The sequence below is a fragment of the Acinetobacter sp. GW821-FHT09D10 genome, assembly GCF_059416285.1.
The window spans coordinates 217,828-243,464 of sequence record NZ_JBWKOW010000003.1; the positions used below are offsets into that span (position 1 = coordinate 217,828).

The following is a 25,637-nucleotide window of genomic DNA, read 5'->3' on the forward strand; positions in this document are numbered from 1 at the left end:
GAGTGATTCATGCTTTTTTTGTTTTCAATTTATGTGCGTGGTGTTAATCTTAAAAATACAAAATACGCATAGTTTTGCGTTGTAAAAAATAAATCAAAAACAAAACGCTTTGAGGGATGCCATGCGTTATTTAATCGTATCTTTGTGCTGTGCCGGACTGTTTGTGGGCTGTCAAAGTTCATCTCATTTAGAAAAAAATACGGGTGAATTGACTGCAACCTTACCTAAAGTCGATGTTGAAAAAGAACCCGGACTATTAGACCAATATCACGTAGGTGGTTTTGCTGTGGGTGGTTGGGTTAATCAAAAATTGGGTCAGACATTTGTCCCGATCAAACCACAAAACGCACAAGCTGCTGTTGTTTATCTCTATCGACCAGATACGAAATGGAATCGTCAGGAAATCGCGGCGATTAACCTGTTTGTAAATGGCAAGCGAATTCCGAGCCTACTACATAACCATTATTATTGGATTGAATTGCCAGCAGGGACTTATCGTCTTTCTGCGAGCCGCCCTTTATTGGGGATTCATTTTCAAGAGCCAAAATATATGGATATAACTGTTGAGGCTGGAACGTCTTATTATTTGAAATATGATGAAGAAAATAAAATGGACCGAGGTGAACACACTGGGCCATTTATGTTAATGCAAGATAATATTGGCCGTAGAGAAATTGCCTTTACCGAATTGAAATCTTCAAGCTACAACTTTGTAGCAGAAGATGCTTCAGGCAAGATTCGGCATAAACCACAAGAATTAAAACCTGCCAAATATGATGAAAAATCAGATGTACATCTGATTAAACCATTTAAATTATGGAACCCTTTAACTTGGTAATGGCCTGCAAAAGATAAAGAAAAGTTAAGACTTTTCTTTATCTTTCATAAGCGGTGCAATAATTTTAAGCATCTCTTCTTGCATATGATCCCGTGCTTTAGGATCATTAAATGTCTGCTGTCCCAACTCCATCATATATTCTGAAATTTGCCCCATAATCTGTACGTTTTTACGTGTAATTGATTGGCCTTCTGGGGTTTTTAAGAATTTAAGATTCGCTTGAATCTCTTCTTCTGAATATGTCTTTAAATAAATATCTTGTAAAGCTTGTGCTGTTTTAGGATTGCTTATCAGTTGGTTACTTGAATCTTTCAATAGTAAGCCAAGCTTTTTCGCAGCTTCTTTTTCTTTCGGACCTAAAGTTTTGATACCCGTGATATTACTAACGATCTGTTCTGCCTGTTGATCATAGTAAGGCGTTAATTCATTAATTGATTCTTTAAGCAGGTAATCAATTTGGCTCATTTGCATGAGTTCTTTAACTGAACTTAACTTAGCAGGAGAGGCAAATAAGCTTGTAGTAATGCAGCTTAGGCAGAGGCTAATTGAAAGATTTTTAAGAATAGGGCGAATAGTCATGAAATGACCTATATTCAATATATGGCGAGAGAGTGGATTTATTAATAGCACAGATTGAAGAAGTAATTGTTACAATTCTTTTCAGGTTTCAAAATAAAAAAAGAAGGTATAAAAAAAGCACCGAATTCGGTGCTTTTCTTGATTAGCCTGCCGCAGCGTCGACTACTGGAATTTTTCCAATTTTCGCTTGCCAGATTTTTGGAGCAATTGCATGAATTGATGTACCGTTTACGTCAACCGCAACAGAAACAGGCATATCTTCAACTACGAATTTGTAGATTGCTTCCATACCTAAGTCTGCAAATGCAACAACTTCAGCTTCGCGAACAGCTTTAGATACAAGGTAAGCTGCACCGCCAACTGCCATTAAGTAAGTTGCTTTGTTGTCTTTGATTGCTTCAATCGCTGTAGGACCACGATCAGCTTTACCGATCATGCCAAACAAGCCAGTATGCTCAAGTACTTTACGTGTGAATTTATCCATACGTGTTGCAGTTGTAGGACCAGCAGGACCAACAACTTCGTCACCCACTGGATCAACAGGGCCAACGTAGTAAATAAACTTACCTTTAAGATCAACTGGTAATTCTTCACCGTTGTCGATCATTTCAACCATACGTTTGTGCGCAGCGTCACGACCTGTGTACATTGTTCCGCTAAGGAGTAATGTGTCACCTGGTTTCCAAGAATCCATTTCTGCTTGAGTAATGGTATCAAGGTTTACACGTTTAGATTTTGAAGAATCCCAAGTTACAGATGGGTAATCTTCAAGTTTAGGTGCTTGAATATGAGCTACACCTGAACCATCAAGCTGGAAGTGAGCATGACGAGTAGCAGCACAGTTAGGAATCATACCTACTGGTTTACCAGCAGCGTGGCATGGGTAATCTTTAATTTTAATATCAAGAACAGTGGTTAAACCACCAAGACCTTGAGCACCAATACCAAGTGCGTTTACTTTTTCAAAGATTTCGATACGAAGTTCTTCGATTTTGTTTTCTGGTCCACGGCGAAGTAATTCGTCCATGTTGATTTCTTCCATGAGCGCTTCTTTAGCAAGCATCATGGCTTTTTCAGCAGTACCACCAATACCAATACCGAGCATACCTGGAGGACACCAGCCTGCACCCATTGTTGGTACAGTTTTAAGTACCCAATCAACAATCGAGTCAGATGGGTTAAGCATCGCAAGTTTAGATTTGTTTTCTGAACCGCCACCTTTAGCAGCAACAGTAATATCTACTTTGTTACCCGGAACGAGTTTGTAGTGAATTACAGCAGGGGTATTATCTTTTGTGTTTTTGCGACCAAATGCAGGGTCAGCAAGTACAGATGCACGAAGAACGTTGCTATTTTCAAGGTAACCTTGGCGAACACCTTCATTTACTGCATCGTCTAAGCTCATTGTTAAATCAAATTTAACATCTAAGCCCACTTCAAGGAAAACGTTAACAATACCAGTATCTTGGCAAATTGGACGATGACCTTCCGCACACATGCGAGAGTTAATTAAAATTTGTGCAATTGCATCCTTTGCAGCTTGGTTTTCTTCGCGATCATAAGCACGGCTCATCGCTTGGATAAAGTCTTGCGGGTGATAGTACGAAATAAACTGTAGGGCGTCCTTGATTGATGTAATCAAGTCATCTTGTTTGATAATCGTTGTCATACCAAAAAATCTCTTGAGCGGGCTGTTAGCTAGCGGGCTAAATTATATGACAAAAAGATAGTTTTGTGGGAGATTGGTTGATCTTTTGACCGAAAGTCGCATAAGACTATATAGGGGGCATTTAAACGTCAGAGATAGGAAAATTATTTATTTTGAAAAGATTAAAATAAAAAAAGCCATTTGAGCGGACATCAAATGGCGAGAGGTAGAAGCGGATCAAATTATTAATTATTTAGCAGCAGCTTGCTGTTCAGCCTGAATTGCCGTTAATGCAATGGTAAACACGATGTCATCTACCAATGCTCCACGAGACAAGTCATTTACTGGTTTGTTTAGGCCCTGCAACATTGGTCCAACGCTCACTACATTTGCAGCACGTTGTACTGCTTTATAAGTCGTGTTACCCGTATTTAAGTCAGGGAAAATAAATACATTGGCACGACCTGCAACTCGCGAGTCTGGTGCTTTTTGGCGTCCAACACTTTCAACTGAAGCAGCATCGTATTGAAGTGGCCCATCAATGAGTAAGTCAGGGCGACGTTGCTGAGCAATTTGAGTTGCTTGCTGTACTTTTTCAACATCAGCACCTGTGCCAGATGTTCCAGTTGAGTAGCTGATCATGGCAATACGTGGATCAATTCCAAAAGCTTTAGCCGAGTCAGCAGACTGAATCGCAATTTCAGCCAGTTGTTCTGCGGTAGGGTCTGGATTAATTGCACAGTCGCCGTAAACATAAACTTCATCTGGTAAAAGCATAAAGAAGATTGATGAAACCAGTGAATATTCAGGGGCGGTTTTGATGAGCTGGAATGCTGGGCGGACCGTATTTGCTGTGGTGTGTACTGCCCCAGAAACTAAGCCATCAACTTCGTCTAAAGCTAACATCATTGTACCGAGCACTACGGTGTCTTGAAGCTGTTCTTTTGCTTGAAGCTCGTTGAGTTTACCTTTACGCAGCTCGACCATTGGTGCGACGTATTGATCGCGAATGCTATCAGGATCAACAATTGCTAATCCGACTGGTAATTCAATACCACGGGCTTTTGCAACATCCTGAACCGCCTCTGGTTTTGCGAGCAAAATACAGTCAGCAATACCACGTGCCTGACAAATTGCTGCAGCTTGAATGGTGCGTGGCTCATCACCTTCAGGCAGTACAATTCGTTTTTTCGCTGCAATCGATTTTTGCACCAGCTCATGACGAAAAGCCGATGGAGATAGGCGAGGGGTAGCTGCATTATTACTGTGCTGCTTAAGCCATTCGACATCAATATGACTTGAAACAAATCGAGTCACTTGTTCCGCACGTTCAGTATCATCGACGGGAATTTCATTACCAAAGTCAGATAAACGTTGAGCAGTTTCTAATGTATTGAGACGTGTATGTAAAATTGGTAAGCCTTGCTTGATCGCATTTTGGCAAAATTCTAAAAGCTCAGGAGCTGGTGCTTCACGTTCAGTCAGAACCAAGCCAGCGAGTGGAATACCATTGCTGGTCGCCAAACTGCTTGCCAGTAATACGTCTGTACGCTCAGACGCACTAATAATTAGTTCACCTGCAATAAATTTATTGAGTTCATATTCAATGCTTGAAGCAATTAAACTTGAATGCAAAATACGACGTGTTTTAGCTTCACCTTGATGTACCCATTGCCCATCAATCACATTCGCAATATCCAGAGTTCTAGGTACGCTCAGCGTATTACTAAATGGAACTAAACCAATAATAGGTAAGTCACTAGAACCAAAATAACGGTTATATTTTTGCAATTCTGTCGTAAATTTTGCGATGTCTTCTGTTGGGCGTAATGATGGATCAAACGCAACAGGAATTTGTGCTGTTTCTTCGGTTAATCCACGGGTACGCATAAAGAGTACACCCGCAGTACGATTTGACGCTGCACCGCCAAACTGGCGTAAATGAGCATCAACTTTTTCTGCGGCTTTTTTTGGGTTTTGAATATCTGCTGTACTGACCAATACGACTTCTGCATCAAGTGCTTGTGCAAGACTTGCGTTGAGTTCACTTGCGAAGTGATCTTGTCCGTTTGGTAATAAACCTTCCACAATAATGACATCATGGTCTGCTGCCACACTGCGATGTAGACTCACAGCTTCTTCAAGTAATTCATCTACTTCCCCAGCGGCAATAAGCTGAGTTAATTTTTCATGTGAAATAGATTTAACAGTTTTACCTTGAAATAAGTGACCAAATAAAGAAGTTGTGCGGTCAAGATGCTCTTGGTCTTCTTGAGAAAATGGTTTTAAAAAGCCTGCTTTAATCCCGTTACAATCAAGTGCGTAAATCATGCCTAGGCAGGCCGAGGTTAAACCAACCCCTTCGCCTGTAGGAATCAATAAAATTGTATTCATATCAGCCTATAAATAAATGAGTATCAAGTTTTCACAAAGATCTGATTAAGCAAGGCTTGCTACAGATGCGGTATTTTCTGCTGCTTCAACAACCTGACGAGTTTCTTTGGCAATTCGACCTTCTTCGTCTGTTGGAATGACCCAAATTTGTGGACCTGTTCCATTGTCGATTCGGCCTTCAGTGCCACGTTTTAAGTTGTTGTTTTGATCTTTGTCGAGCTGCAAACCAAAATGAGGTAAATACGCTAAAGTTTTTTCACGAATATATGCCGAGTTTTCACCAATACCACCTGTGAAAATGAGGCCGTCTAAAGTTGGTAAACCACAGCTAAGTGCAGCAAGTGATTTTGCAAGGCGATAACTAAATACTTCAATTGCAAGGCAAGCATCTTCATTGCCAATTTCTGCTGCTTCAATAACTGTACGCATGTCATTAGACAATTGCGATAAGCCAAGTAGACCACTTTCGTTGTTTAAAACCTTATCAATTTTAGCCAAATCCCAACCAAGATTTTTCGCAAGGAAACTATGTAAGCTTGGGTCAACGTCACCACTACGAGTTCCCATCACCACACCTTCAAGTGGAGTAAGGCCCATAGAAGTATCAACACTTTGTCCGTTCCAGACCGCACAAGTTGAACTACCATTTCCTAGGTGCGCTGTTAACCAACCGCCTTTTTTCAGGTTGCCCGCGAGTTCACTCGCTCGGTCAGACACATAGGCATGGCTTGTACCATGGAAGCCATAACGACGGACGTTATGTTCAGTATATAAGAACTTAGGAATTGCATAACGGTAGGCATGCGGTGGCATGGTTTGATGGAATGCGGTGTCAAAGACTGCAACTTGAGGTAATTCAGGAAATAGGCGTACGGTTGCGTCAATACCGATTAAATGTGCTGGGTTATGAAGCGGAGCTAAAGGCGTCGCAGCACGAATACGTTCAATAATTTCAGGAGTGAGTAATTCGGCTTTAGTTAAACTACCGCCGTGTACAACACGATGTCCGATTGCTTGCGGTTTATAGTTGGCAAGACGTGCAAGTAAAGTTTCTAAAGCTTTGGCATGGTCAGCATAAGGGATAGCAAGTTCAAGTGGTTCACCACCAACTGTCACTCCCTTAATACGAGCGTCAGCAGCTCCCAAGTTTTCTGCTAAACCGTAAATACGATCTTCACGACGTTCTGAAACTAGAGCATATTTAATAGATGAAGAGCCGCAATTGATAACTAATACTGATGTAGCCACGTTGAAATACCCACGTCCTGATTTAAAATAGTTTTCCTAACTTCCTGTTCAAAATGTATTATTTTCAGATACACGTTGAACAGGTTGTCATGTTTTAACATGTGTTGTTTTTCTGTCCAAGATAGACTTTAGCCCATTAGACTTAAGCACTATCGACCATCAAATTATTTGTAACTAATATTTATCCACTATAAACCTTAATCACTGTATTCCTTGTTTTTTTATAAGGATGCAAACGATTTTTTTGTATACATTTATGAAAAGTAAGCTTGAATCAAATTTCATTTTTAAATGTTGGGTATTGATTCTTTATTAAGAGGGCAGAAGTCTCTTTAATTAAATCTGAAAAATATATTACAAATAATATACGTAATTGAAATTAAGAATTAATAGTAGGAATGAGAATTATAAAGAATAAAACATAGGCTTATTAGAACTAAAAAATAGTATGAAAAGCTTATTATCTAGATGTTGTTAAATGTATTTCATAATATTGATATTACGATATTTTTACCATAATTTCTGAAGTTCAGTTTAAGCATAAATAATCGAGATTTTAAATAGGTTTTTGGTCTAAAACCTAAGCTTACTCTGCCTTTAAGGCTTGTGCTGAGACCATTACAGCAGCATTGACTGGGGTTGCATGTCGCTTTTCGCCTGAATAATATTATTCATCCTTTTTCAAATGATCAGAAAATATATCATTTGGTTTATTTTTATTTTCCGGCTTATCCGGTTGTACAGGAGCGTCCTGCATGGACTTGCCGAATCCCATACTGGCAAAAGTTACCGAGCGCGTAATTGCGCGTAGTCAAAAAACTCGTTCTGCATATTTACAACGTATTGAACATGCACAAGGCAAATTTCCTGCTCGTGGTGCACTCTCATGTGCCAATCTGGCTCATGGTTTTGCCAGCATGGAAGATAATGAAAAATTAATTATTAAAGTAGGCCGTGAGCCAAATATTGGCATTGTATCTTCATATAACGAAATGCTCTCGGCACATGCACCCTATAAAACATTTCCAGATCTAATTAAAACAGCCGCTCGTGAAAATGGTGGTGTAGCGCAATTTGCTGGCGGTGTGCCAGCGATGTGTGACGGTATTACTCAAGGTAATGCTGGCATGGAACTATCATTGTTCTCTCGTGAAACCATTGCAATGAGCACTGCGATTGCACTGTCTCATAACATGTTTGATGCAGCGTTATGTTTAGGTGTTTGCGACAAGATTGTACCAGGATTATTGATTGGTGCTTTGCAGTTTGGCTATTTACCTACCATTTTTGTGCCTGCGGGCCCAATGACAAGTGGGTTATCTAATGACGATAAAGCCAAAATCCGTCAGCAGTTCGCAACAGGTGAAGTTGGGCGTGATGCCTTGCTTGAAGCTGAATCAGCAGCCTATCACGGACAAGGTACCTGTACGTTTTACGGTACAGCCAACAGTAATCAAATGCTCATGGAAGTGATGGGTTTACACCTTCCAAGTGCTGCATTTGTTCATCCTCACACACCATTACGTGATGCCCTCACCGCAGAAGCTGCGATTCGTGTACTTGATTTAACCGTTGAGCGCGGAAACTACACGCCGATTGGTCATGTCGTTGATGAAAAAGCAATTATAAACGGCATTGTGGCGTTACTAGCCACAGGTGGATCGACTAACCATACTTTGCATTTGATTGCGATTGCTCGCGCGGCTGGCATCTTGATTGACTGGGACGACTTTGATGAATTGTCTGCCGTTGTTCCATTGTTAGCCAAAATCTATCCAAATGGTAAAGCTGATGTAAACCATTTTCAGGCTGCGGGCGGGGTTGCTTTCCTCATTCGTAATTTGCTTGAAGCTGGTTTGTTGCATAACGATGTAACTACCGTTGCAGGTAAGGGTTTACACCATTACACCAAAGAACCAAAACTGATCGACGGTAAGCTCACTTGGGTCGATGGCGTGGTTCAAAGCCTTGATGACAAAGTTCTGCGTAGTTTCGATGAGCCATTCCAACCAGATGGTGGCTTGCGTTTAATGCAAGGGCGTTTAGGACGTGGTGTGATCAAGATCTCTGCCGTTGCTCCAGAACATCGTAAAGTTAAAGCACCTGCAATCGTGTTTGATTCTCAAGAAGCAGTGCAAGCTGCATTTGATCGTGGAGAGTTACACCGTGATTTCATTGCTGTTGTTCGCTTCCAAGGCGCACGTGCGAATGGTATGCCAGAGCTACATCGTTTAACCCCTGTATTAGGTGTTTTACAAGATCAAGGTTTCCATGTGGCATTAGTAACCGATGGCCGTATGTCTGGTGCTTCAGGTAAAGTTCCAGCAGTGATTCATTTATCTCCAGAGGCATTGCTGAACGGTCCGATTGCTAAAGTGCAAACGGGAGATATGTTGGTGATTGATGCTGAAGCTGGTGTACTCGATATTGAGTTAGATGAAGCTGTTTGGCAGTCACGCCCTGTTGCGCAGCCAGAACATCAGGCAGAAAACGAAGTCGGCTTTGGTCGTGAATTATTTGGTGTGTTCCGTGCCGCTGCTGCACCAGCTGAGCATGGTGCTTCTGTGTTTGGCGCATTAGTTGGTGAAAGTGCTCAACCTTAGACTTTAATAATAATAGGAATAGAAAAGTAATGATTAAGATTGAAGATGTTGTTCAATTAGGACCCGTGATTCCGGTACTGGCATTTGATTCTGCCGAACAAGGTGAACATGTATCACGTGCTTTGCACACTGGTGGCGTAAAAGTATTGGAAATTACGTTGCGTACCGCGGCAGGACTGGCTGCTATTGAGCGTGTGAGCCAGTTGGCTGATGACATTGTGGTCGGTGTAGGTACGATTACCAAGCCAGAACATTGTGCCCAAGCCAAAAAAGCCGGTGCTCAATTTGGTGTGTCACCGGGTTTAACTAAAGATTTACATTTGGCTGCGCAAGATGCCGGTTTGCCTTTATTGCCGGGTGTGATGACGCCAAGTGACCTGATTCAGGCAATTGAATTAGGTTATGAAATTGTGAAGTTCTTTCCAGCTCAGCAAGCGGGTGGAGTCGAGATGCTAAAAGCATTTTATGGTCCATTTCCAAACCTACGTTTTTGCCCTACAGGTGGCATTACTGTAGAGACAGCACCGGAATTTTTAAAGCAACCGAATGTGGTGTGTGTTGGTGGATCGTGGTTAACACCGAAAGCGGCAGTTGCTTCACAAGATTGGGCAGAAATTACTCGCTTGGCACAATTGGCTAGTCAGTTGAGAGCTGATTAAGTGTAGTAAATATTTATAAAAAATGAAGCGCGTTTGATGTGCTTTAGAGCTTATGTCGATATGACCAGTAGTGATGCTGGTCATACCTAAATATAAAAAATTAGTGTCTCAACAGTAGGAATTATCCTGGTTGAAGACCTTTATTTGGGCTTAGTTGCTTAGATAGTTACTCCAAGGAGAAATGTCACATGGAGACGGTTCAGGGTGGCATGTTGCTTATCTATACTGTAATCGCGATTATTGCTTTAGTTGTCATGATCGCGAAGTTCAGAATTTATCCATTTCTAGTTCTTATTATTGTTTCACTCGGTTTAGCCTTAGCTGTTGGCATGCCAATGGGCGATATTGTTAAATCCTACGAAGCCGGTACCGGTAAAACCTTGGGTCACCTTGCGATTGTAATCGCTCTCGGAACAATGCTCGGTAAAATGATGGCCGAGTCGGGCGGCGCAGAGCGAATAGCAATTACTTTAATTAAATGGTTCGGTGAGAAAAATATTCACTGGGCCATGATGTTCATTGCCCTTATTGTGGGGCTGCCCGTATTTTTCGAAGTAGGCTTTGTTCTACTAATTCCAATCGCATTCAACATTGCTAAACGGACAGGTAAATCGTTACTAGTTGTTGGTTTGCCAATGGTTGCAGGTTTGTCCGTTGTGCATGGCTTAATTCCACCACATCCGGCAGCATTGTTGGCAGTACAGGCATATCACGCTGATATTGGTAAAACGATTGCCTACAGCTTATTAGTGGGCGTACCAACGGCGATTGTTGCAGGGCCGTTGTATGCATTATGGATCAACAAATATGTCAAATTGCCTGAGAACAATCCATTGTTTAAGCAATTTGTTGAGGTAGATAAGAAAGAAACTCGTGAGCTACCAAGCTTTGGAATTACCTTATTTACGATTATGTTGCCTGTCGTATTAATGTTAATCGGAAGTTGGGCTGATCTTTTCTTTGCACCACAAACTTTCGCAAATGACTTACTACGTTTCATTGGTACTTCTGATATCGCATTGCTTATTGCCGTACTGGTCAGCTTTATTACCTTTGGTACGATGCAGGGCTTTAACCGTGAACAGATCGAAAAATTCTGTGGCGGTTGTTTGGCTTCTATTGCTGGAATCATGTTGATTGTCGGTGCTGGTGGTGGTTTTGGCGGTATTTTACGTGACAGTGGTATTTCTAATGAGATCGTTTCTACAGCCTTGAAGGCAAACTTGTCACCGTTATTGTTGGGCTGGTTAGTTGCAGCATTGATTCGTTTGGCAACAGGATCGGCAACAGTCGCTATGGCTACTGCTTGTAGTATTGTTGCTCCGATTGCTGCTACAGCTGGTGTCGTCGTTAGACCGGAACTTTTAGTACTTGCCACAGGGTCAGGTTCATTAGTTTTCTCTCATGTAAATGATGCAGGATTTTGGTTAATCAAAGAATATTTTGGTATGACAGTAGGGCAGACACTCAAAACTTGGTCAGTATTAGAAACCATTATTTCGGTGTTGGGTTTGTCTTTCACGCTACTTCTTAGCACTATTTTATAATTAGAGGTAAGTAATCCATGATTGTGATTGCAATGGGTGTCTGTGGAACAGGCAAAACACTGATTGGTGAGTTGCTGTCGGAGCATTTGGCTTGTGAGTTTCTCGATGGAGATACACTGCATTCGACTGCAAATAAAAGCAAGATGAGTCAGGGTATTCCTTTAACTGATGAAGATCGCATGCCTTGGTTACACGCGATTCGTAAAGCTATTGAAGAGAAGCAGCAGGCAGGTGAGACCGCAGTATTTACTTGTTCTTCACTCAAGCGGGTCTACCGAGATATTTTACGCGGCCATGACCAGAATGTGCAGTTTGTATATTTAAAAGGGTCATATGAGTTATTAAAACAGCGCCTTGCTGAGCGAGCGGGCCATTTTTTCGATCCTTCGTTATTGCAGACTCAGCTTGATACTTTAGAAGAACCCGATGTTCATGAGGCAATTACGATTGATATCGCATTGACACCAGAACAAATAGTTGTGCAGGTCATGCAGAAACTAGGGGTAACTGACAGTGTGTGTCGGGGTTAACCTCATTTAGAAACATTGCAAAGTCTTGATTGATTTGTGGTGCGGCTCAAGCAAAGTGAATACCAGTAATGGTACTGGTATTCACAGGAACAAGGTCTGATCGTAGCGGGCTAGGTTCGAATATATAAATACATAAATATATAAAACTTGGAGATAACAAGAATGAGTCATTCAAATAATTTGCAGCAGAAATTTCCCGTAGTAGATAGTATTCCTGAGAACGTGCGTCTGCCATCCCAGATTCATCAGCGTGTCTCATTAGTAGATGGTGAGCTGAAGTTGTGGGCTGGTGCAACCAAGAAAACATTGTCCCCAATCTGGACTCAGCAGTCTGATGGTAGTTTGCAGCAAGTTGAGCTTGGCAGTTATCCAATCATGGGTGAGAAGGAAAGCGACGAAGCACTAGAAGCAGCAGTACGGGCCTACAACAATGGTCGTGGTGAATGGCCAATGATGAAAGTTGGTGAGCGCATCGCCTGTATGCAGAATTTCATTCAGCGTATGGTGGAGCGACGAGACCTGATTGTTAAACTGATCATGTGGGAAATTGGCAAGAGCTTGGCTGACTCTGAGAAAGAGTTTGACCGCACTGTCACCTATATGCGTCAAACCATTGATGCGCTGAAAGACCTAGACAATGCCAACTCTCGCTTTGTGATTGCTGAAGGTACCATTGGTCAAATCCGTCGTACCCCGTTGGGTGTCGTGTTGTGTATGGGGCCATACAACTACCCGCTGAATGAAACCTTTGCTACCCTAATTCCGGCTATGCTAATGGGCAATACCATCGTCTTCAAACCACCTCAATTTGGTACCTTGTTGTTTGAACCATTGTTGGAAGCATTCCGTGAATCATTCCCGAAAGGTGTGATCAATACCATCTATGCACCAGGCTCACTGGTGGTGCCGCATCTGTTGGCATCTGGAAAAATCAACGTATTGGCGCTGATTGGTTCTAGCAAAGTGGCCGATTACTTGAAAAAGCAACATCCTAAATCTCACCGTCTACGTGCGATTTTGGGGCTGGATGCGAAGAATGCTGCCATTATTCTGCCGGATGCCGACTTGGATCTGACAGTGAAAGAGTGTCTGCTGGGTGCATTGTCGTTTAATGGTCAGCGTTGTACTGCGCTCAAGATGCTGATGGTACATCGCTCGATAGCCGATGAATTTGTTAACCGCTTAACGGCTGAACTGGCCAAGCTGAAAGTGGGTATGCCGTGGGAAAAAGGTGTATTTATTACTCCGCTGCCAGGTATGCACCGTACGGCCTACATGACTGAAGTCATTGAAGATGCCGTGGCTAAAGGGGCAAAAGTGGTTAATGTAGAAGGTGGTGAGTTCTGCAAGACTATGTTCTATCCAGCCGTAGTTTATCCAGTGACTGAAGGCATGAGACTGTATCGTGAAGAACAGTTTGGTCCAGTGGTACCTGTCTCTGTTTATGATGACATTGAAACTGTGCTGGAATATGTCACTACTTCTGATCATGGTCAGCAGGTAAGTATTTTTGGTAGCGACCCTGAGCAAATTGGTCATTTGGTTGATCCGCTGGTCAATCAGGTTTGTCGTGTGAACATTAATTGTCAGTGCCAACGTGGTCCAGATGTGTTTCCATTCGGTGGTCGTAAAGATTCTGCGGAAGGTACACTGTCTGTGCATGATGCGCTGCGTGCATTCTCTATCCGTTCTATGATTGCTGCTAAACAGACTGATGACAGCAAAGGTATGCTGGCCTCTATGGTGTCTGAGCACTATTCTAAATTTGTGAATACCGACTTTATTTTCTAAGTGGCATGTAGTTAAAAAAAACCAGTCATCGGGCTGGTTTTTTAATGTTTGTAGAATTTGAATAATAAAATAAACAAAAACGCCTGATTAATATCAGGCGTTTTTGTTTGGAATAGTAGATCGATTATTGACGAATCTGACCGTCACCTAACACAATCCATTTTTGAGAAGTTAAACCTTCTAAACCAACCGGACCACGTGCATGGATTTTATCTGTAGAGATACCAATTTCTGCACCTAAGCCATATTCAAAACCATCAGCAAAACGAGTCGAAGCATTGACAACCACTGAACTCGAATCTACACGAGCCAAGAATTGACGCGCCAAACTATAATTTTCGGTCACAATCGCATCGGTGTGATGTGAACCATATTTGTTGATATGGTCAATTGCTTCGTCTAAACCACTAACAACCTTAATTGCAAGAATTGGCCCTAAATATTCGGTATACCAGTCTTCTTCTGTTGCAGGTTTTACAGATGCGCCCAAAATACGGCGTGTTTCTGGACACCCGCGTAGCTCAACTTGTTTTTCAGCATAAAGTTCAGCAATGCGTGGTAGGAAAACTTCTGCAATTTTTTCATCAACAAGCAGAGTTTCCATCGCATTACAAACACCATAGCGATGAGTTTTAGCATTCAATGTAATAGGTAAGGCTTTGTGAAGATCTGCTTGCGCTTCGACAAATACATGACAGTTACCATCAAGATGCTTAATAACAGGAATACGTGCTTCATTCGTCACACGCTCAATTAAGCTTTTACCACCACGTGGAACAATGACATCCACATATTCAGCCATAGTAATAAGGTGGCCGACTGCCGCACGATCAGGCGTATCAATTACTTGTACTGAATGTTCAGGTAAGCCTGCTACTTTTAAGCCATGCTTAATTGCTTCTGCAATTGCTTTATTTGACTCAAGCGCTTCTGAACCACCACGCAAAATAATGGCATTGCCCGATTTGATGGCTAAAGATGCTGCTTCTAGCGTGACATTTGGGCGCGATTCGTAAATCATCCCAACGACCCCTAGAGGTACGCGCATTTTGCCAATTTGAATACCTGTTGGGCGGTATGCAAGATCAGTAATTTCCCCAATAGGATCGACAAGCGCGATCACATCTTTTAAACCTTGCAACATTCCTTTAAAACGTGCGGGCGTAAGTTCAAGACGATCAAGCAATGCGCTATCGAGCTGATTGCTACGACCTTTATCCATGTCCACTTGATTTGCTGCCAAGATTGCTGCCTGATTATTTTCCAAAGCAGTATAAATAGCAGAGAGTGCATGATTTTTAAGCGAGGTAGAAGCACTTGTTAAGACGCGTGAGGCGTCACGTGCTTGTTGCCCGACTTTTTGCATATATTGTTCAATTGAATCTTGCATAGCCGTTTTTAATCGTTTACCAATGACTACGATAGTAGCAGTCAAATGCGGAACAATGAATGGCTTTTTTTGAAAAATGTGACCGCCATAAAAAAACATTTAAATATTTTGCAAACTATTAGCGACTTAAACAAGATGAGCGGTCATTTGAGCGATTGCGTATATTTCACACAATTGTTTAGAATGTTATTGTGCAATACAAACTAATACAAAATTTAAAGTTTTGTGCATAAAAGATTACGTGTTCAAGAAGGAACTCTTGCAGCATAAAAAAATTACAGCAAGGAGGAAGCAAGGATATGAATTCCATTATTCAAATGGATTCGGAGATCAACCAAGCTTATGCCGGTTTTGGCTTTTTCGATATCTACCATAGAGATAGTTTTAAACAACCTGCTCGTACAACCTGGATTGACGGCTGGAAGATTGAATATATGGCGATTGCCGATCCAAAAACGATTCACAATACGCCAATTGTGATTGTGGGCGGTGCTTTCCAGAATTTTAATTCTTATAAATATTGTGTTGAACAATTGTTTGAAAGCGGTCCGGTCATTTTAATTGATTTACCTTCTATGGGCGCAAATCAGCAAATTACCAATCGGGACACAGGAGTATCTGCGGGTACTTTAGAATTACCTGATTTATCTAAAATGTTGGGACGCTGGCTGGATATTGTTGGACTACAAAAAGTTTCTGTTATGGGAATGTCTTTGGGGTCAGTAATAGCATCTTGCTTTGCTTACCATCGTCCAGAATTAATGGATCGCATGATTTTGATGGGTGTCATGCAAAAGACCCGAAAAAGTTGGCGAATGATTTTGGAAGAGTCTCTTAAGCTCATGCAAGAAAACCGCATGGAAGAGTTTGGTCAAGCTGTGATTTTGTATTTGGTTAATCATGCCAAATTAGATAAAACTCGCATGTCACCTACAGCTAAAAAATTATTTTTTAGGCAAATGGCTGAGTTTACGGGCACAGAGCGAGAGCGTTATGAAATTAACTGTAATCGTCTTTTGCGTTTAACTGACGTGCCAATTCCAGCGTGTAAAACTCTCGTTGCTGCAGGGCAGTATGACAGTTTCACTTTGCCACATGAAAATGCAAATTTTGCTTTGCAATGTCCAGATATGGAATTTGCACTTATTGCAAATGCTGACCATGTACCTCAGTTGCAACGCCGTAAAGAAACTATGAGTTTGTTCACCACTTTCTTGAAGGGGGAATCTATCCAAAATCTGGATGGTATTATTCCCATGACACGTGAACAAATGCAAAAGATGGAACGCCGTGGTGAAGAACGGGTTCGGGTTTTACAGCCAAAAACTCAAATTACTCACCGAGAGTTTGATGTACGGGTACCGGTGACGATCGTTGATGTCACATTCTTTGGTATGTATTTAAAAATGGATGATGTTTCGAAGCTTGATTTTGTAAATGAACATCCACGCGATTTGGCACTGCATTTAAAAGATGAAGAAGGTACTTTTTCAATTGAATGTTTAATTTTTGAAAGTACAGAGCAGGGGATTCGAGCTTTATTTAAGCATGGTAGTTTTGAACTTGCTGATCGTTTAAGTCGTTTTATTGCTCGTCAAAAACAAACTGTTTAATCTATTCCTTATAGTTGGAAGCTCGTAATTTTCGAGCTTCCAATTTTTTATGCTTATTATTTTGTTTGGCTATGGATTATCCAGACCAGATCACCTAAATGTTGCTCATGATCATTGGAAGGAACTTGCCCAAAAAATATTTGTGGCTGTTCAACTGTGGCATGTTGAAACCCCGCATCTTTAAAAAAATCCTGCACTTCTTGAGGACTTTTAAAATGAAAACTAAAGGAACTGCGGGACATTAATTTAAGTAGCTTACTACTGTTCCAGATCAGGGTCGCCAGTTTGTTTTTAATTGGTTCAGGGTACAGATCCGTTAAATAGTGGAACGTTTTAAAAGCAGCTCCGTAGTGTGCGATCGATTGAATGAGTTGTTTTAATAAATCTTTATCAAAATAGTTAATTAAACCTTCACTAATCACAACTAGCGGACGTTTAGGATCAAATACCTCAAATGCTTGTGCAAAAGCTTCTGTAAATAAATCGACTGAGAGAATTTCGGGCGCATTTTGTTCAATTTGCTGAAGTGCATTTTGTTTGGTTTGTGCCATATCGGGTAAATCAAGCTCCCGATAGGTAATCGAAGGATAATGTTGTCTAAACCACCAGCCACGTGGAGATAATCCACATGCTATTTCAAGGACTTGTAGATCAGGATTTTCTTGAATTAACTTCTCTAAATGATGATCAAGCATGGTATGGCGTTGTTTGAGTGTGGTGCGCATGCTACCACCCACATATTTCTCTGCCCAAGATTCTATTGGGTGAACCAAGTACGCCAGTGATTTTCCTTTAGCTGTAGCAAGTGCTTCGTGAGAGATCCCCATTTGGTACCAGATATAGCCGGTATAGTGTGCAGTAAAAGAAATATGGCGGTGTTTAGAAAGTTGTTGTGTCATTCGTCCTGAACTCGGTTTATTGTTTTTCTGTGATCTTAATTGCCTGACTATAAGATCTTGTATTGAAATTATGTCATTTAAGCTTACTAGTACATCACGGCGGAGTTTTACTGTGTAAATGTTTCATTTCGGGAGTAACCTTCGGTTTTGCCTACTTTTGTTTTGGCAAAAGTAGGCAAAACCATTGTCATCTGCAAAACCTGTTAGATGCATCCATCTGTCTTATATATTGCAAATACAATACTTATTTAAGAACTACGCAGGTTGCAGATGACGCTTCCACGTATCCATAATTTAGAATGAATTTTTAAACTCTTCAATGGCTGTTTTGACAGCTTGCCACTCATCTCCTAGCGATAAGGTTTCACCAATCTGAATTTGTGGAATTTGACCGCGCATACGTTCTAAGCGTTCTTGGTTTGGCAGAGCAAGTTTTTCGATACCTTCTAGTGCTGTGCATGCCGCATCACGGTCGTTACACACAAGTCCCATATCACAACCCGCAGAAAGCGCGGCTTGAATACGTGCATCTGCATCACCTGCTACACATGCGGCCTGCATACTTAAATCGTCAGAGAAAAGTACACCATCAAACTTCAAACGATTGCGTAGAACTTCTTGAATCCAGAAAGGTGAGAAACCTGCCGGATTTGGGTCAATCTGATCATAAATCACATGTGCTGGCATGAGTGCATCAAGCTGAGGCATGAGCTTGATAAAGCTTTGCATATCATGATTATAGATTTCGTCATAGCTACGGCTGTCAATTGCGGCTGCAACATGTGAATCTGCTTTCACTGAACCGTGGCCAGGGAAGTGCTTGCCCGTATTTGCCATTCCTGCTTTTTTCATGCCTTGCATAAATGCGCCAGCAAGAGGTGCGATATCCTCAATATTTTTAGAGAAACCTCGGTCACCAATGACGTCGCTAATTGCATTAAGGTCTAAAACTGGTGCAAAACTGAAATCAATCCCTACAGCAAGGACCTCGGTTGCCATGAGCCAGCCACACTGTTCAGCTAGCTCAAGTGCTTTTTGAGGCTGGGTAATATAGAGTTCACCGAAACGGCCCATGGCCGGTAATAAGGTAAAACCAGATCTTAGGCGCTGAACTCGACCACCTTCTTGGTCGACAGCAATTAAAATATCTGGACGAATTTGACGCATGTGATCTGTTAAAGCACGCACTTGTTGCGGAGATTCAATATTTCGTGCAAATAAAATCATGCCACCGACTTGCGGAGCGCGTAATAGTTCAATATCTTCTTGAGTAAGTTCTGTGCCGGCGATATCCAGCATCAATGCGCCAATCATATTGGTTCCATTTGAATTTTGATTGAAAAACAATAAGCGAATTTTGCAATGTTTTGCTACATTTTGTCAGTACAGAATATGATAAAACTACACGGTATAAACAATTTAGTTGGTTAAGATTTTGAATCTGCTTAGTTCATATCGAAAACAGAGCATGTAAGATAGGAACACCCAAGGAAGTATTAAAAATTTATGAAACTTCAAACTATAGCTTGTGCAGTAGCGATCGCGACTGGCGGTTTATTCTTCTCTCATACGATGAATGAAGCGAGAGCAGCAACGAATACTGCTGTGGTTTCTCAATCGATCCAGCCAACGCAAGAGCAGGCTTTGGTAGCCCGCCAACTGGCAACTTTAGTTGATCGCCAACATTATTTGAATATGCGTCTGGATGCGACGACATCAAATCGTATTCTCGATATGTATTTAGATAACCTTGATCCAGATCACTCACTATTTTTAGACGCTGAAGTTCAAAATTATAAAAAACTATATGGTTCAAATTTTGGTGCTTCATTAAAAGCGGGGAACTTAACTGGACCATTTGCAATTCATCAGCAATATCGTGAACGCTTAAAACAATTTTATGAGTTCATGTTGGCTGAGTTAAAACAACAGCAAAATTTAAAACAGCCAAATAGCTATATTGAAGTTGATCGTGAAAAAGCACCGTATTTTAAAACGACGGCTGAGCAACAAAATCACTGGCGTAAAATGCTGGTTTCGCAGTTAATCAACTTAACCATTAGTCGTGAAGAAGAGCAGGCTAAACAAAAAGCGCTTAAAGAAAACCCTTCACTTGCTGATGGTCAAGACTTAACTGGCCCAGAAGATTTAACGCCAGCTCAGACCTTAACTAAACGTTATACACGTCAGCTTGAAAGAATTAGTCGTGTGAAAAGCGATGATGTGTTGGACAAAACATTAAACGCAATGTTGGCGACCTATGATCCCCATAGTAACTATTACCCGCCAATTGATGCGATAGAACTTAATCGCCAAACGACCTTGCAACTAGAAGGCATTGGGGTATCGATTCGTCCAGAGCGTGGCAATGAAGATTACACCAAGATTGAAACTATTGTAGAAGGCGGTCCTGCTAGTAAGTCTGGCCAAGTGAAATCAGGAGATCGAATCGTTGGTGTCGCCCAAGAAGGCGAGAAAATGATTGATGTGGTTGGTTGGTCAAGTTCTGAAATTGTTGGACTCATCCGTGGTAAACGCGGAACGAAAGTAACATTAAAACTTCTTGGTGCTGGTGCATCAATGAGTCAGGCGCGTAATGTGACCTTAGTGCGTGATGTGATTCAAGAAGAAGATGCTGGTGTTCGTTCACGCACAGTTGAAGTGACACGTGATGGTAAAAAGCACGTATTGGGCGTAATCGAAATTCCATCATTCTATTTTGACTATCGTTCACGTCGTGCTGGTCAACAGTATCGTTCAGTTTCGGAAGATACTGCAAATGCTTTTGAAGCCTTAAAAGCGAAGAAAGTAGAAGGTATTATCATTGACTTACGTAATGACCCAGGTGGTTCATTAGAAGAAGTTGCACGTATGTTGGGTCAAGTGATTAAGTCTGGTCCAGTGGTACAAATTCGTGATGGCAATGGCAACGTAAGTGTTTTTGAAGACAACGACGGTGGTCAACAAATTTACACTGGCCCTCTTGCTGTAATGGTGAACTTAGCTTCAGCGTCAGCTAGTGAGATTTACTCTGCTGCAATTCAAGATTATGAGCGCGGTATTATTATTGGTAGCACAACAACTGGTAAGGGTACTGCTCAGGTACAACTTGATACTCTGGCATACGGTCAAGCGACTTTAACTCAGCGTAAGTTCTACCGTATTACGGGTGGTAGTACACAAAATAAAGGTGTAGTGCCAGACATTAAACTCGTCGATATCTATAACGAAGAGTTTGGTGAACGTAAATCGAAGAATGCGTTGAAGTGGGATACGATTCCGACTGCACCGTTTAAGCGTGAAGGTTCTGTTCAGCCATATGTCGCGAAGTTGTCTCAGTCTTCTGAACAACGTGTTGCTGTCGATCCTCAGTTTAAATATTTAAATAAACGTACTGCGATTGCTAAGGTTACAAGTGAGCAAAAGCAAGTCGTACTTGATATTGATAAACGCCGTGCAGAATTGCTTGGTTTAGAGAAACAGACTCTAGATGCAGAAAATGAACGCCGTGCAGCAAGTGGCCAAAAGCCTTTTGCAAATTGGGAAAGCTATCAAGCTTCATTAGATGCTCTAGCTGAATCTCGCGCTAAAATGAAAGCATCGCAACGTCCTGCATTGCCAGAAGAAGAAACTTTTGTGACTGAAGCTGCAAATGTACTCATGGACTATGCAAAATTGCAAAATCGCTAAGTGTTATTAAGTTTTAAGAGAAAAGCATACTGTCATCAGTGTGCTTTTTTTATTTTTCATGTCAGTAAACTGTCATGCATTTATCATCAAAGTGTCAAAAAAACTGCTTAATCTTTAAGCATGAAAATAAATACATTGATGGATGGCGCTATGCAAAGCTCATACGCGACAGCACTATTAAAACAACAGCAACTTCCTGAAAGCTTCCAATTCTATTTTAAACAAAAGCAGCAGTTGTCTAATACTCACTCACTACATGAGTTGGTTCGCCCGCGTTTAAAAATTGCGATTGTTACCGAAACATGGCCACCTGAAATTAATGGTGTGGCACTTTCATTATTACAGTTATGCCAAGGCTTACAAAAGCAGGGGCATAAGATTTTACTGATTCGCCCAGAACAAAAAGCAAAATGTCATGACTTTACACCAGAGCAAGAATGTCTGGTCATGTCGCAAGCGATTCCAAAATATCCGACTTTACAGTTTGGCTGGCCACAATATTTAAAAGTATCGAAAGCTTTTGAAAAGTTTGTGCCAGATGTAGTCCACATTGTGACAGAAGGTCCTTTAGGTTTAACTGCCATGCAGGCCGCAAAAGCAAAAGCTATTCCGGTTTCTAGCGGCTTTCATTCACCCTTTCAAGATTTTAGCCGATTCTTTGATTTGGCTTTTTTAGTCAAACCGATTCAAAAATACCTGTGCTGGTTTCACAACAATACTCAAGTGACCTGTGTGCCGAGTAAAGATACACAAGAAGCATTACGAGGTTTCGGTATTACGTGTCCACTGGTTGTTGTTGGGCGCGGCGTAGATACGACAAGGTTTTCACCAAAGCACCGTTCTGAAAGTTTGCGAAAGCAATGGGACGCCGATGAGAATACTCGCGTTATGCTTTATGTGGGACGTTTGTCGCCTGAAAAAGAAGTGCAAGTGCTGATTGAAAGTTATGCCAACTTACAAACTGTTCAGCCACATAAAACTAAGTTAGTTATTGTGGGAGATGGCCCAGATTTTGCTCGCTTAAAGTCATTGCCTGAAGCGAAGGGCGTTATCTTTACCGGAAGTCTGAGAGGTCAAGATTTGGCGGCTGCCTATGCGAGTGCAGATGTATTCGTATTTGCGAGTCAAGTTGAAACGTTTGGTAACGTAGTTTTAGAGGCAATGGCAAGCGGTTTGCCAGTTATCGCGTATGATTATGCATGTGCACATCAATACTTAACCCATGGTGTGAATGGCTGGTTAAGCCCACTTGGACAAAAAAGCCACTTTATACAACAAATTTATCAGCTTCCTTCAGTACAACAACTTAGAGAAATGGGCGTACAAGCCTGTCATAAAGTACAGCAAAGCGGTTGGCAACTTCCGGTTCAGCAATTGGAGCAGGCATTTTATCAGGTAGTGAAGGAGCCCTCTGTGGACTTCACCTAAGTATCCTAAAATAGGAGAATGACCATGAAATTTAAGAATGCAAAAATAAAAATACTCGATTTAGATTTGAGAGGCTGTTTATATCTTAACAATTTCTCTCATTCACAACGTGTTGCCCTTTTTTTCAAAATCATCAGTCGTGTAGGTGATGGACCATTTTGGTATCTCATGCTGGCAATCGTATGGGGGATGCAAGGTATAACCTATAGCCTGCAAATCATCTATTTATTACTGGGTGGTTCTTTTGGGACGGCAATCTATAAATTCTTAAAACATAAAACAACGCGACCTCGCCCTTATCAGGTGCATCAGGTGATTGTGCTCGGTGAAAGACCACTCGATCATTTCAGCTTTCCATCTGGCCATACGCTTCATGCCGTGATGGTCACGATTGTCTTGGGCTATATCCAGCCAGTCCTGCTTGCTGCGATGTTTCCTTTTATGGTGCTCGTAGCATTGTCTCGAATGGTGCTTGGTCTTCACTACCCAAGCGATGTGATTGTAGGGGCTTTAATTGGCGCTGCTGTGGCAAGTTTGATTATTTTTATTGCTCCACTATTAAACATCGCTTTATAAGCATCGGTAATTTTTATCAGCTTAAGCTAACGATTAGGTTTGTGGATTTGCTAAAGTACACAGTTCTTGATTTAGCAGATTAAACAGATAGGAGCCGCTATGGGCTTACGTTGGACAGATACGATTGATATTGCCATTGAATTGTCAGAAGCACATCCAGAAGTTGATCCGCAATGGATTCGTTTTACCGATTTACATGCATGGGTATGTGCTTTACCAGATTTTAATGATGACCCAAATAAATCGACAGAAGGATTGCTAGAAGGGATCCAAATGGCCTGGATAGACGAAGTTCGCTAAAAACAGTAGAAAAAATCGCAACTTTTACACATACAAAGCTGATTATTGCCTATGACATCGGTATAATGCGGCAAATTTTTTAAAGTTTAAATCTTAAAATAAAGGAGCCACTCATGGCTATTGAACGTACTTTGTCTATCGTAAAACCTGATGCAGTGTCTAAAAACCACATCGGTGATATTTTTGCTCGTTTTGAAAAAGCGGGTTTAAAAATTGTTGCGACTAAAATGAAACACCTTTCTCAAGCTGATGCTGAAGGTTTCTATGCTGAGCATAAAGAACGTGGTTTCTTTGGTGACTTAGTTGCATTCATGACTTCTGGTCCAGTTGTTGTATCTGTTCTTGAAGGCGAAAATGCAGTTCTTGCACACCGTGAAATCTTAGGCGCTACAAACCCTAAAGAAGCAGCTCCTGGCACTATCCGTGCTGACTTTGCTGTAAGCATCGACGAAAACGCTGCTCACGGTTCTGACTCAGTTGCTTCTGCAGAGCGTGAAATTGCTTACTTCTTTGCTGACAACGAGATCTGCCCACGCACTCGTTAATCGAAAGCATTCAAACCAGATAAGTGGTATACTACTTATCTGGTTTTTTTATTCTCTTAAGAGAATATTGTTTGATTCTTGAACAATATCTTCAGTTTTTTGACATGGTTTAGGTAAATACACATGAGTTCTGCAGAGGTCGTTTCATCTGAAAATTTTGATGGACAGCAGCAATCTTCGTCCACGCTGGTAATCCCTGCTGCCGAAAATAAAGTGAATTTACTCGGCATGTCTCGTACTGAATTAGAAAAATTCTTTGAAGATATTGGTGAGAAAAAGTTTCGTGCCGGACAAGTCATGAAATGGATGCATCAATACTTCATTACTGATTTTGCTGAAATGACCAATATTTCAGGCAAATTACGTGAGAAGCTTGAACAGATTTGTGAAATTAAGGCACCTGAAGTTGTTCACCGTCATTATTCAAAAGATGGCACACGTAAGTGGGTTTTTCGCGTGGGTGATGGTGCAGGATCTTTGGTTGAAACTGTATTAATTCCTGCCGAAGATAAAACAGGCTTGCGCAAAACTTTGTGTATTTCGTCACAAGTAGGTTGTGCATTGGACTGTTCATTTTGTTCAACAGGTAAACAAGGTTTCCAACGTGATTTAACGCCAGATGAAATCATTGGACAACTTTGGATGGCAAACTATTCTTATATGGAAGAAGTGCCTGTTGCCGAGCGCGAGCGTTCAGTGACTAATGTCGTGATGATGGGTATGGGTGAGCCATTGCTCAACTATGATGCCGTATTAAGCTCAATGCAGATTATGCTTGATGACTTTGCCTATGGCATGTCAAAACGTCGTGTGACTTTATCAACGTCAGGTGTTGTACCAAAAATTGACCAACTTGCAAAAGACATTGATGTTGCTTTAGCAATTTCTTTACATGCGCCAAACGATGAATTACGTAACGAATTAGTGCCAATTAATAAAAAATATCCATTGGCTCAGTTAATTGCAGCATGTCAGCGTTATATTGCCAAAGATGGTAATGAAAGTTCGCGTAAACATGTGACTATTGAATATGTGATGTTAGAGGGCGTAAATGATCATCTTGAACATGCACAGCAAATGATTAAATTATTAAAAAACTTACCAAGTAAAATTAATTTAATTCCATTTAATCCGTTCCCGCATGCACCATATGGTCGTTCAAGCCGAAATCGAATTATCTCGTTCCAAAAAACTTTGTCTGATGCTGGATTTGTGTGTACGATTCGTCAAACACGTGGTGATGATATTGATGCTGCTTGTGGACAGTTAGTCGGTCAGGTGGCTGATAGAACTCGTCGTGCAGAACAGTGGCAGAAGAAAGTCACACAGCGTCAAGAGATTTTGCGGACACAAGGATAA

At 41.3% G+C, this 25,637-nt stretch carries 22 protein-coding genes; 13 read left to right on the forward strand and 9 right to left on the reverse strand.

What is annotated here, in order from left to right:
• Positions 1–121 precede the first annotated feature (121 nt).
• The gene (locus AC07M3_RS10060) at positions 122–838 is read left to right on the forward strand and encodes a DUF2846 domain-containing protein (RefSeq protein WP_005036950.1); all 717 of its coding nucleotides are present in this window, start codon (positions 122–124) and stop codon (positions 836–838) included.
• Between the two features lie 24 nt (positions 839–862).
• Here the strand turns inward: AC07M3_RS10060 and AC07M3_RS10065 are convergent, their stop codons facing one another.
• The 5 genes from AC07M3_RS10065 to AC07M3_RS10085 all read right to left on the reverse strand — a co-directional run bounded on the left by AC07M3_RS10065 (position 863) and on the right by AC07M3_RS10085 (position 6,808).
• Positions 863–1,417, reverse strand: coding sequence for a DUF2059 domain-containing protein (locus AC07M3_RS10065; RefSeq protein WP_003654848.1), 555 nt, complete (start codon positions 1,415–1,417; stop codon positions 863–865).
• A gap of 142 nt (positions 1,418–1,559) precedes the next feature.
• Complete coding sequence (locus AC07M3_RS10070; RefSeq protein WP_004641080.1) at positions 1,560–3,086, reverse strand: fumarate hydratase; 1,527 nt, start codon at positions 3,084–3,086, stop codon at positions 1,560–1,562.
• A 228-nt stretch (positions 3,087–3,314) separates the two neighbouring features.
• Positions 3,315–5,459 (reverse strand): phosphate acetyltransferase, encoded by a 2,145-nt coding sequence (gene pta, locus AC07M3_RS10075; RefSeq protein ID WP_494567199.1) that lies wholly within the window; start codon positions 5,457–5,459, stop codon positions 3,315–3,317.
• A 45-nt stretch (positions 5,460–5,504) separates the two neighbouring features.
• Entirely contained in the window at positions 5,505–6,707 is a 1,203-nt protein-coding gene (locus AC07M3_RS10080) for an acetate/propionate family kinase (protein ID WP_375037237.1), read from the reverse strand.
• A complete protein-coding gene (locus AC07M3_RS10085; protein ID WP_133747612.1) occupies positions 6,689–6,808 on the reverse strand; it encodes a hypothetical protein in 120 nt (39 codons plus the stop codon). The genes AC07M3_RS10080 and AC07M3_RS10085 overlap by 19 nt, the downstream gene beginning before the upstream one ends.
• A gap of 654 nt (positions 6,809–7,462) precedes the next feature.
• Here AC07M3_RS10085 and edd point away from each other — a divergent pair.
• The 4 genes from edd to AC07M3_RS10105 all read left to right on the forward strand — a co-directional run bounded on the left by edd (position 7,463) and on the right by AC07M3_RS10105 (position 12,046).
• Positions 7,463–9,310: a phosphogluconate dehydratase gene (edd, locus tag AC07M3_RS10090; RefSeq protein ID WP_494567200.1), complete on the forward strand. Its 1,848-nt coding sequence runs from the start codon at positions 7,463–7,465 to the stop codon at positions 9,308–9,310.
• Positions 9,311–9,339: 29 nt separating this feature from the next.
• Complete coding sequence (eda, locus tag AC07M3_RS10095; protein WP_494567201.1) at positions 9,340–9,969, forward strand: bifunctional 4-hydroxy-2-oxoglutarate aldolase/2-dehydro-3-deoxy-phosphogluconate aldolase; 630 nt, start codon at positions 9,340–9,342, stop codon at positions 9,967–9,969.
• A 188-nt stretch (positions 9,970–10,157) separates the two neighbouring features.
• Complete coding sequence (locus AC07M3_RS10100) at positions 10,158–11,516, forward strand: GntT/GntP/DsdX family permease (RefSeq protein ID WP_005036945.1); 1,359 nt, start codon at positions 10,158–10,160, stop codon at positions 11,514–11,516.
• 17 nt (positions 11,517–11,533) lie between these two features.
• Positions 11,534–12,046 carry a gluconokinase gene (locus AC07M3_RS10105; RefSeq protein WP_005036944.1) on the forward strand — a complete coding sequence of 171 codons (513 nt, stop codon included), beginning with the start codon at positions 11,534–11,536 and terminating at the stop codon, positions 12,044–12,046.
• Positions 12,047–12,092: 46 nt separating this feature from the next.
• On the opposite strand, the gene AC07M3_RS10110 is transcribed toward AC07M3_RS10105, so the two are convergent.
• Positions 12,093–12,281, reverse strand: coding sequence for a hypothetical protein (locus AC07M3_RS10110; protein WP_494567274.1), 189 nt, complete (start codon positions 12,279–12,281; stop codon positions 12,093–12,095).
• Between AC07M3_RS10110 and AC07M3_RS10115 the strand changes: the two genes are divergently transcribed.
• Complete coding sequence (locus AC07M3_RS10115; RefSeq protein WP_205469912.1) at positions 12,209–13,837, forward strand: NADP-dependent glyceraldehyde-3-phosphate dehydrogenase; 1,629 nt, start codon at positions 12,209–12,211, stop codon at positions 13,835–13,837. The genes AC07M3_RS10110 and AC07M3_RS10115 overlap by 73 nt on opposite strands.
• A 124-nt stretch (positions 13,838–13,961) precedes the next feature.
• Here the strand turns inward: AC07M3_RS10115 and AC07M3_RS10120 are convergent, their stop codons facing one another.
• Entirely contained in the window at positions 13,962–15,227 is a 1,266-nt protein-coding gene (locus AC07M3_RS10120) for a glutamate-5-semialdehyde dehydrogenase (RefSeq protein WP_199990115.1), read from the reverse strand.
• Positions 15,228–15,526: 299 nt separating this feature from the next.
• Here AC07M3_RS10120 and AC07M3_RS10125 point away from each other — a divergent pair, with 299 nt between their 5' ends.
• Positions 15,527–16,840 carry an alpha/beta fold hydrolase gene (locus AC07M3_RS10125; RefSeq protein WP_494567202.1) on the forward strand — a complete coding sequence of 438 codons (1,314 nt, stop codon included), beginning with the start codon at positions 15,527–15,529 and terminating at the stop codon, positions 16,838–16,840.
• Positions 16,841–16,896: 56 nt separating this feature from the next.
• Here AC07M3_RS10125 and AC07M3_RS10130 read toward each other — a convergent pair whose 3' ends face one another.
• Together AC07M3_RS10130 and nagZ are read right to left on the reverse strand one after the other, a co-directional pair.
• Entirely contained in the window at positions 16,897–17,739 is an 843-nt protein-coding gene (locus AC07M3_RS10130) for a class I SAM-dependent methyltransferase (RefSeq protein WP_494567203.1), read from the reverse strand.
• Between the two features lie 294 nt (positions 17,740–18,033).
• Positions 18,034–19,053 carry a beta-N-acetylhexosaminidase gene (gene nagZ / locus AC07M3_RS10135; protein ID WP_494567204.1) on the reverse strand — a complete coding sequence of 340 codons (1,020 nt, stop codon included), beginning with the start codon at positions 19,051–19,053 and terminating at the stop codon, positions 18,034–18,036.
• 192 nt (positions 19,054–19,245) lie between these two features.
• Here nagZ and AC07M3_RS10140 point away from each other — a divergent pair, with 192 nt between their 5' ends.
• The 6 genes from AC07M3_RS10140 (at position 19,246) to rlmN (ending at position 25,637) form a co-directional block, all read left to right on the forward strand.
• A complete protein-coding gene (locus AC07M3_RS10140) occupies positions 19,246–21,429 on the forward strand; it encodes a carboxy terminal-processing peptidase (protein ID WP_133747619.1) in 2,184 nt (727 codons plus the stop codon).
• A 138-nt stretch (positions 21,430–21,567) separates the two neighbouring features.
• Positions 21,568–22,857 (forward strand): glycosyltransferase family 4 protein, encoded by a 1,290-nt coding sequence (locus AC07M3_RS10145; RefSeq protein WP_209734793.1) that lies wholly within the window; start codon positions 21,568–21,570, stop codon positions 22,855–22,857.
• 24 nt (positions 22,858–22,881) lie between these two features.
• Positions 22,882–23,433: a phosphatase PAP2 family protein gene (locus tag AC07M3_RS10150; RefSeq protein WP_494567205.1), complete on the forward strand. Its 552-nt coding sequence runs from the start codon at positions 22,882–22,884 to the stop codon at positions 23,431–23,433.
• 99 nt (positions 23,434–23,532) lie between these two features.
• A complete protein-coding gene (iscX, locus tag AC07M3_RS10155) occupies positions 23,533–23,733 on the forward strand; it encodes a Fe-S cluster assembly protein IscX (protein ID WP_003654869.1) in 201 nt (66 codons plus the stop codon).
• 113 nt (positions 23,734–23,846) lie between these two features.
• Entirely contained in the window at positions 23,847–24,278 is a 432-nt protein-coding gene (gene ndk, locus AC07M3_RS10160; protein WP_003654870.1) for a nucleoside-diphosphate kinase, read from the forward strand.
• Positions 24,279–24,401: 123 nt separating this feature from the next.
• Positions 24,402–25,637 (forward strand): dual-specificity RNA methyltransferase RlmN, encoded by a 1,236-nt coding sequence (gene rlmN, locus AC07M3_RS10165; RefSeq protein WP_494567206.1) that lies wholly within the window; start codon positions 24,402–24,404, stop codon positions 25,635–25,637.

Coding starts and splice junctions, on each gene's coding strand:
- edd (WP_494567200.1), top strand. CDS start 7,463: ATGGACTTGCCGAATCCCATACTGGCAAAAGTTACCGAGCGCGTAATT.
- AC07M3_RS10105 (WP_005036944.1), top strand. CDS start 11,534: ATGATTGTGATTGCAATGGGTGTCTGTGGAACAGGCAAAACACTGATT.
- AC07M3_RS10140 (WP_133747619.1), top strand. CDS start 19,246: ATGAAACTTCAAACTATAGCTTGTGCAGTAGCGATCGCGACTGGCGGT.
- pta (WP_494567199.1), bottom strand. CDS start 5,459: ATGAATACAATTTTATTGATTCCTACAGGCGAAGGGGTTGGTTTAACC.
- nagZ (WP_494567204.1), bottom strand. CDS start 19,053: ATGATTGGCGCATTGATGCTGGATATCGCCGGCACAGAACTTACTCAA.
- ndk (WP_003654870.1), top strand. CDS start 23,847: ATGGCTATTGAACGTACTTTGTCTATCGTAAAACCTGATGCAGTGTCT.
- AC07M3_RS10110 (WP_494567274.1), bottom strand. CDS start 12,281: ATGGCAGACGCACGTTCTCAGGAATACTATCTACTACGGGAAATTTCT.
- AC07M3_RS10070 (WP_004641080.1), bottom strand. CDS start 3,086: ATGACAACGATTATCAAACAAGATGACTTGATTACATCAATCAAGGAC.
- rlmN (WP_494567206.1), top strand. CDS start 24,402: ATGAGTTCTGCAGAGGTCGTTTCATCTGAAAATTTTGATGGACAGCAG.
- AC07M3_RS10130 (WP_494567203.1), bottom strand. CDS start 17,739: ATGACACAACAACTTTCTAAACACCGCCATATTTCTTTTACTGCACAC.
- AC07M3_RS10100 (WP_005036945.1), top strand. CDS start 10,158: ATGGAGACGGTTCAGGGTGGCATGTTGCTTATCTATACTGTAATCGCG.
- AC07M3_RS10065 (WP_003654848.1), bottom strand. CDS start 1,417: ATGACTATTCGCCCTATTCTTAAAAATCTTTCAATTAGCCTCTGCCTA.
- eda (WP_494567201.1), top strand. CDS start 9,340: ATGATTAAGATTGAAGATGTTGTTCAATTAGGACCCGTGATTCCGGTA.
- AC07M3_RS10150 (WP_494567205.1), top strand. CDS start 22,882: ATGAAATTTAAGAATGCAAAAATAAAAATACTCGATTTAGATTTGAGA.
- AC07M3_RS10060 (WP_005036950.1), top strand. CDS start 122: ATGCGTTATTTAATCGTATCTTTGTGCTGTGCCGGACTGTTTGTGGGC.
- AC07M3_RS10120 (WP_199990115.1), bottom strand. CDS start 15,227: ATGCAAGATTCAATTGAACAATATATGCAAAAAGTCGGGCAACAAGCA.
- AC07M3_RS10115 (WP_205469912.1), top strand. CDS start 12,209: ATGAGTCATTCAAATAATTTGCAGCAGAAATTTCCCGTAGTAGATAGT.
- iscX (WP_003654869.1), top strand. CDS start 23,533: ATGGGCTTACGTTGGACAGATACGATTGATATTGCCATTGAATTGTCA.
- AC07M3_RS10125 (WP_494567202.1), top strand. CDS start 15,527: ATGAATTCCATTATTCAAATGGATTCGGAGATCAACCAAGCTTATGCC.
- AC07M3_RS10085 (WP_133747612.1), bottom strand. CDS start 6,808: ATGTTAAAACATGACAACCTGTTCAACGTGTATCTGAAAATAATACAT.
- AC07M3_RS10145 (WP_209734793.1), top strand. CDS start 21,568: ATGGATGGCGCTATGCAAAGCTCATACGCGACAGCACTATTAAAACAA.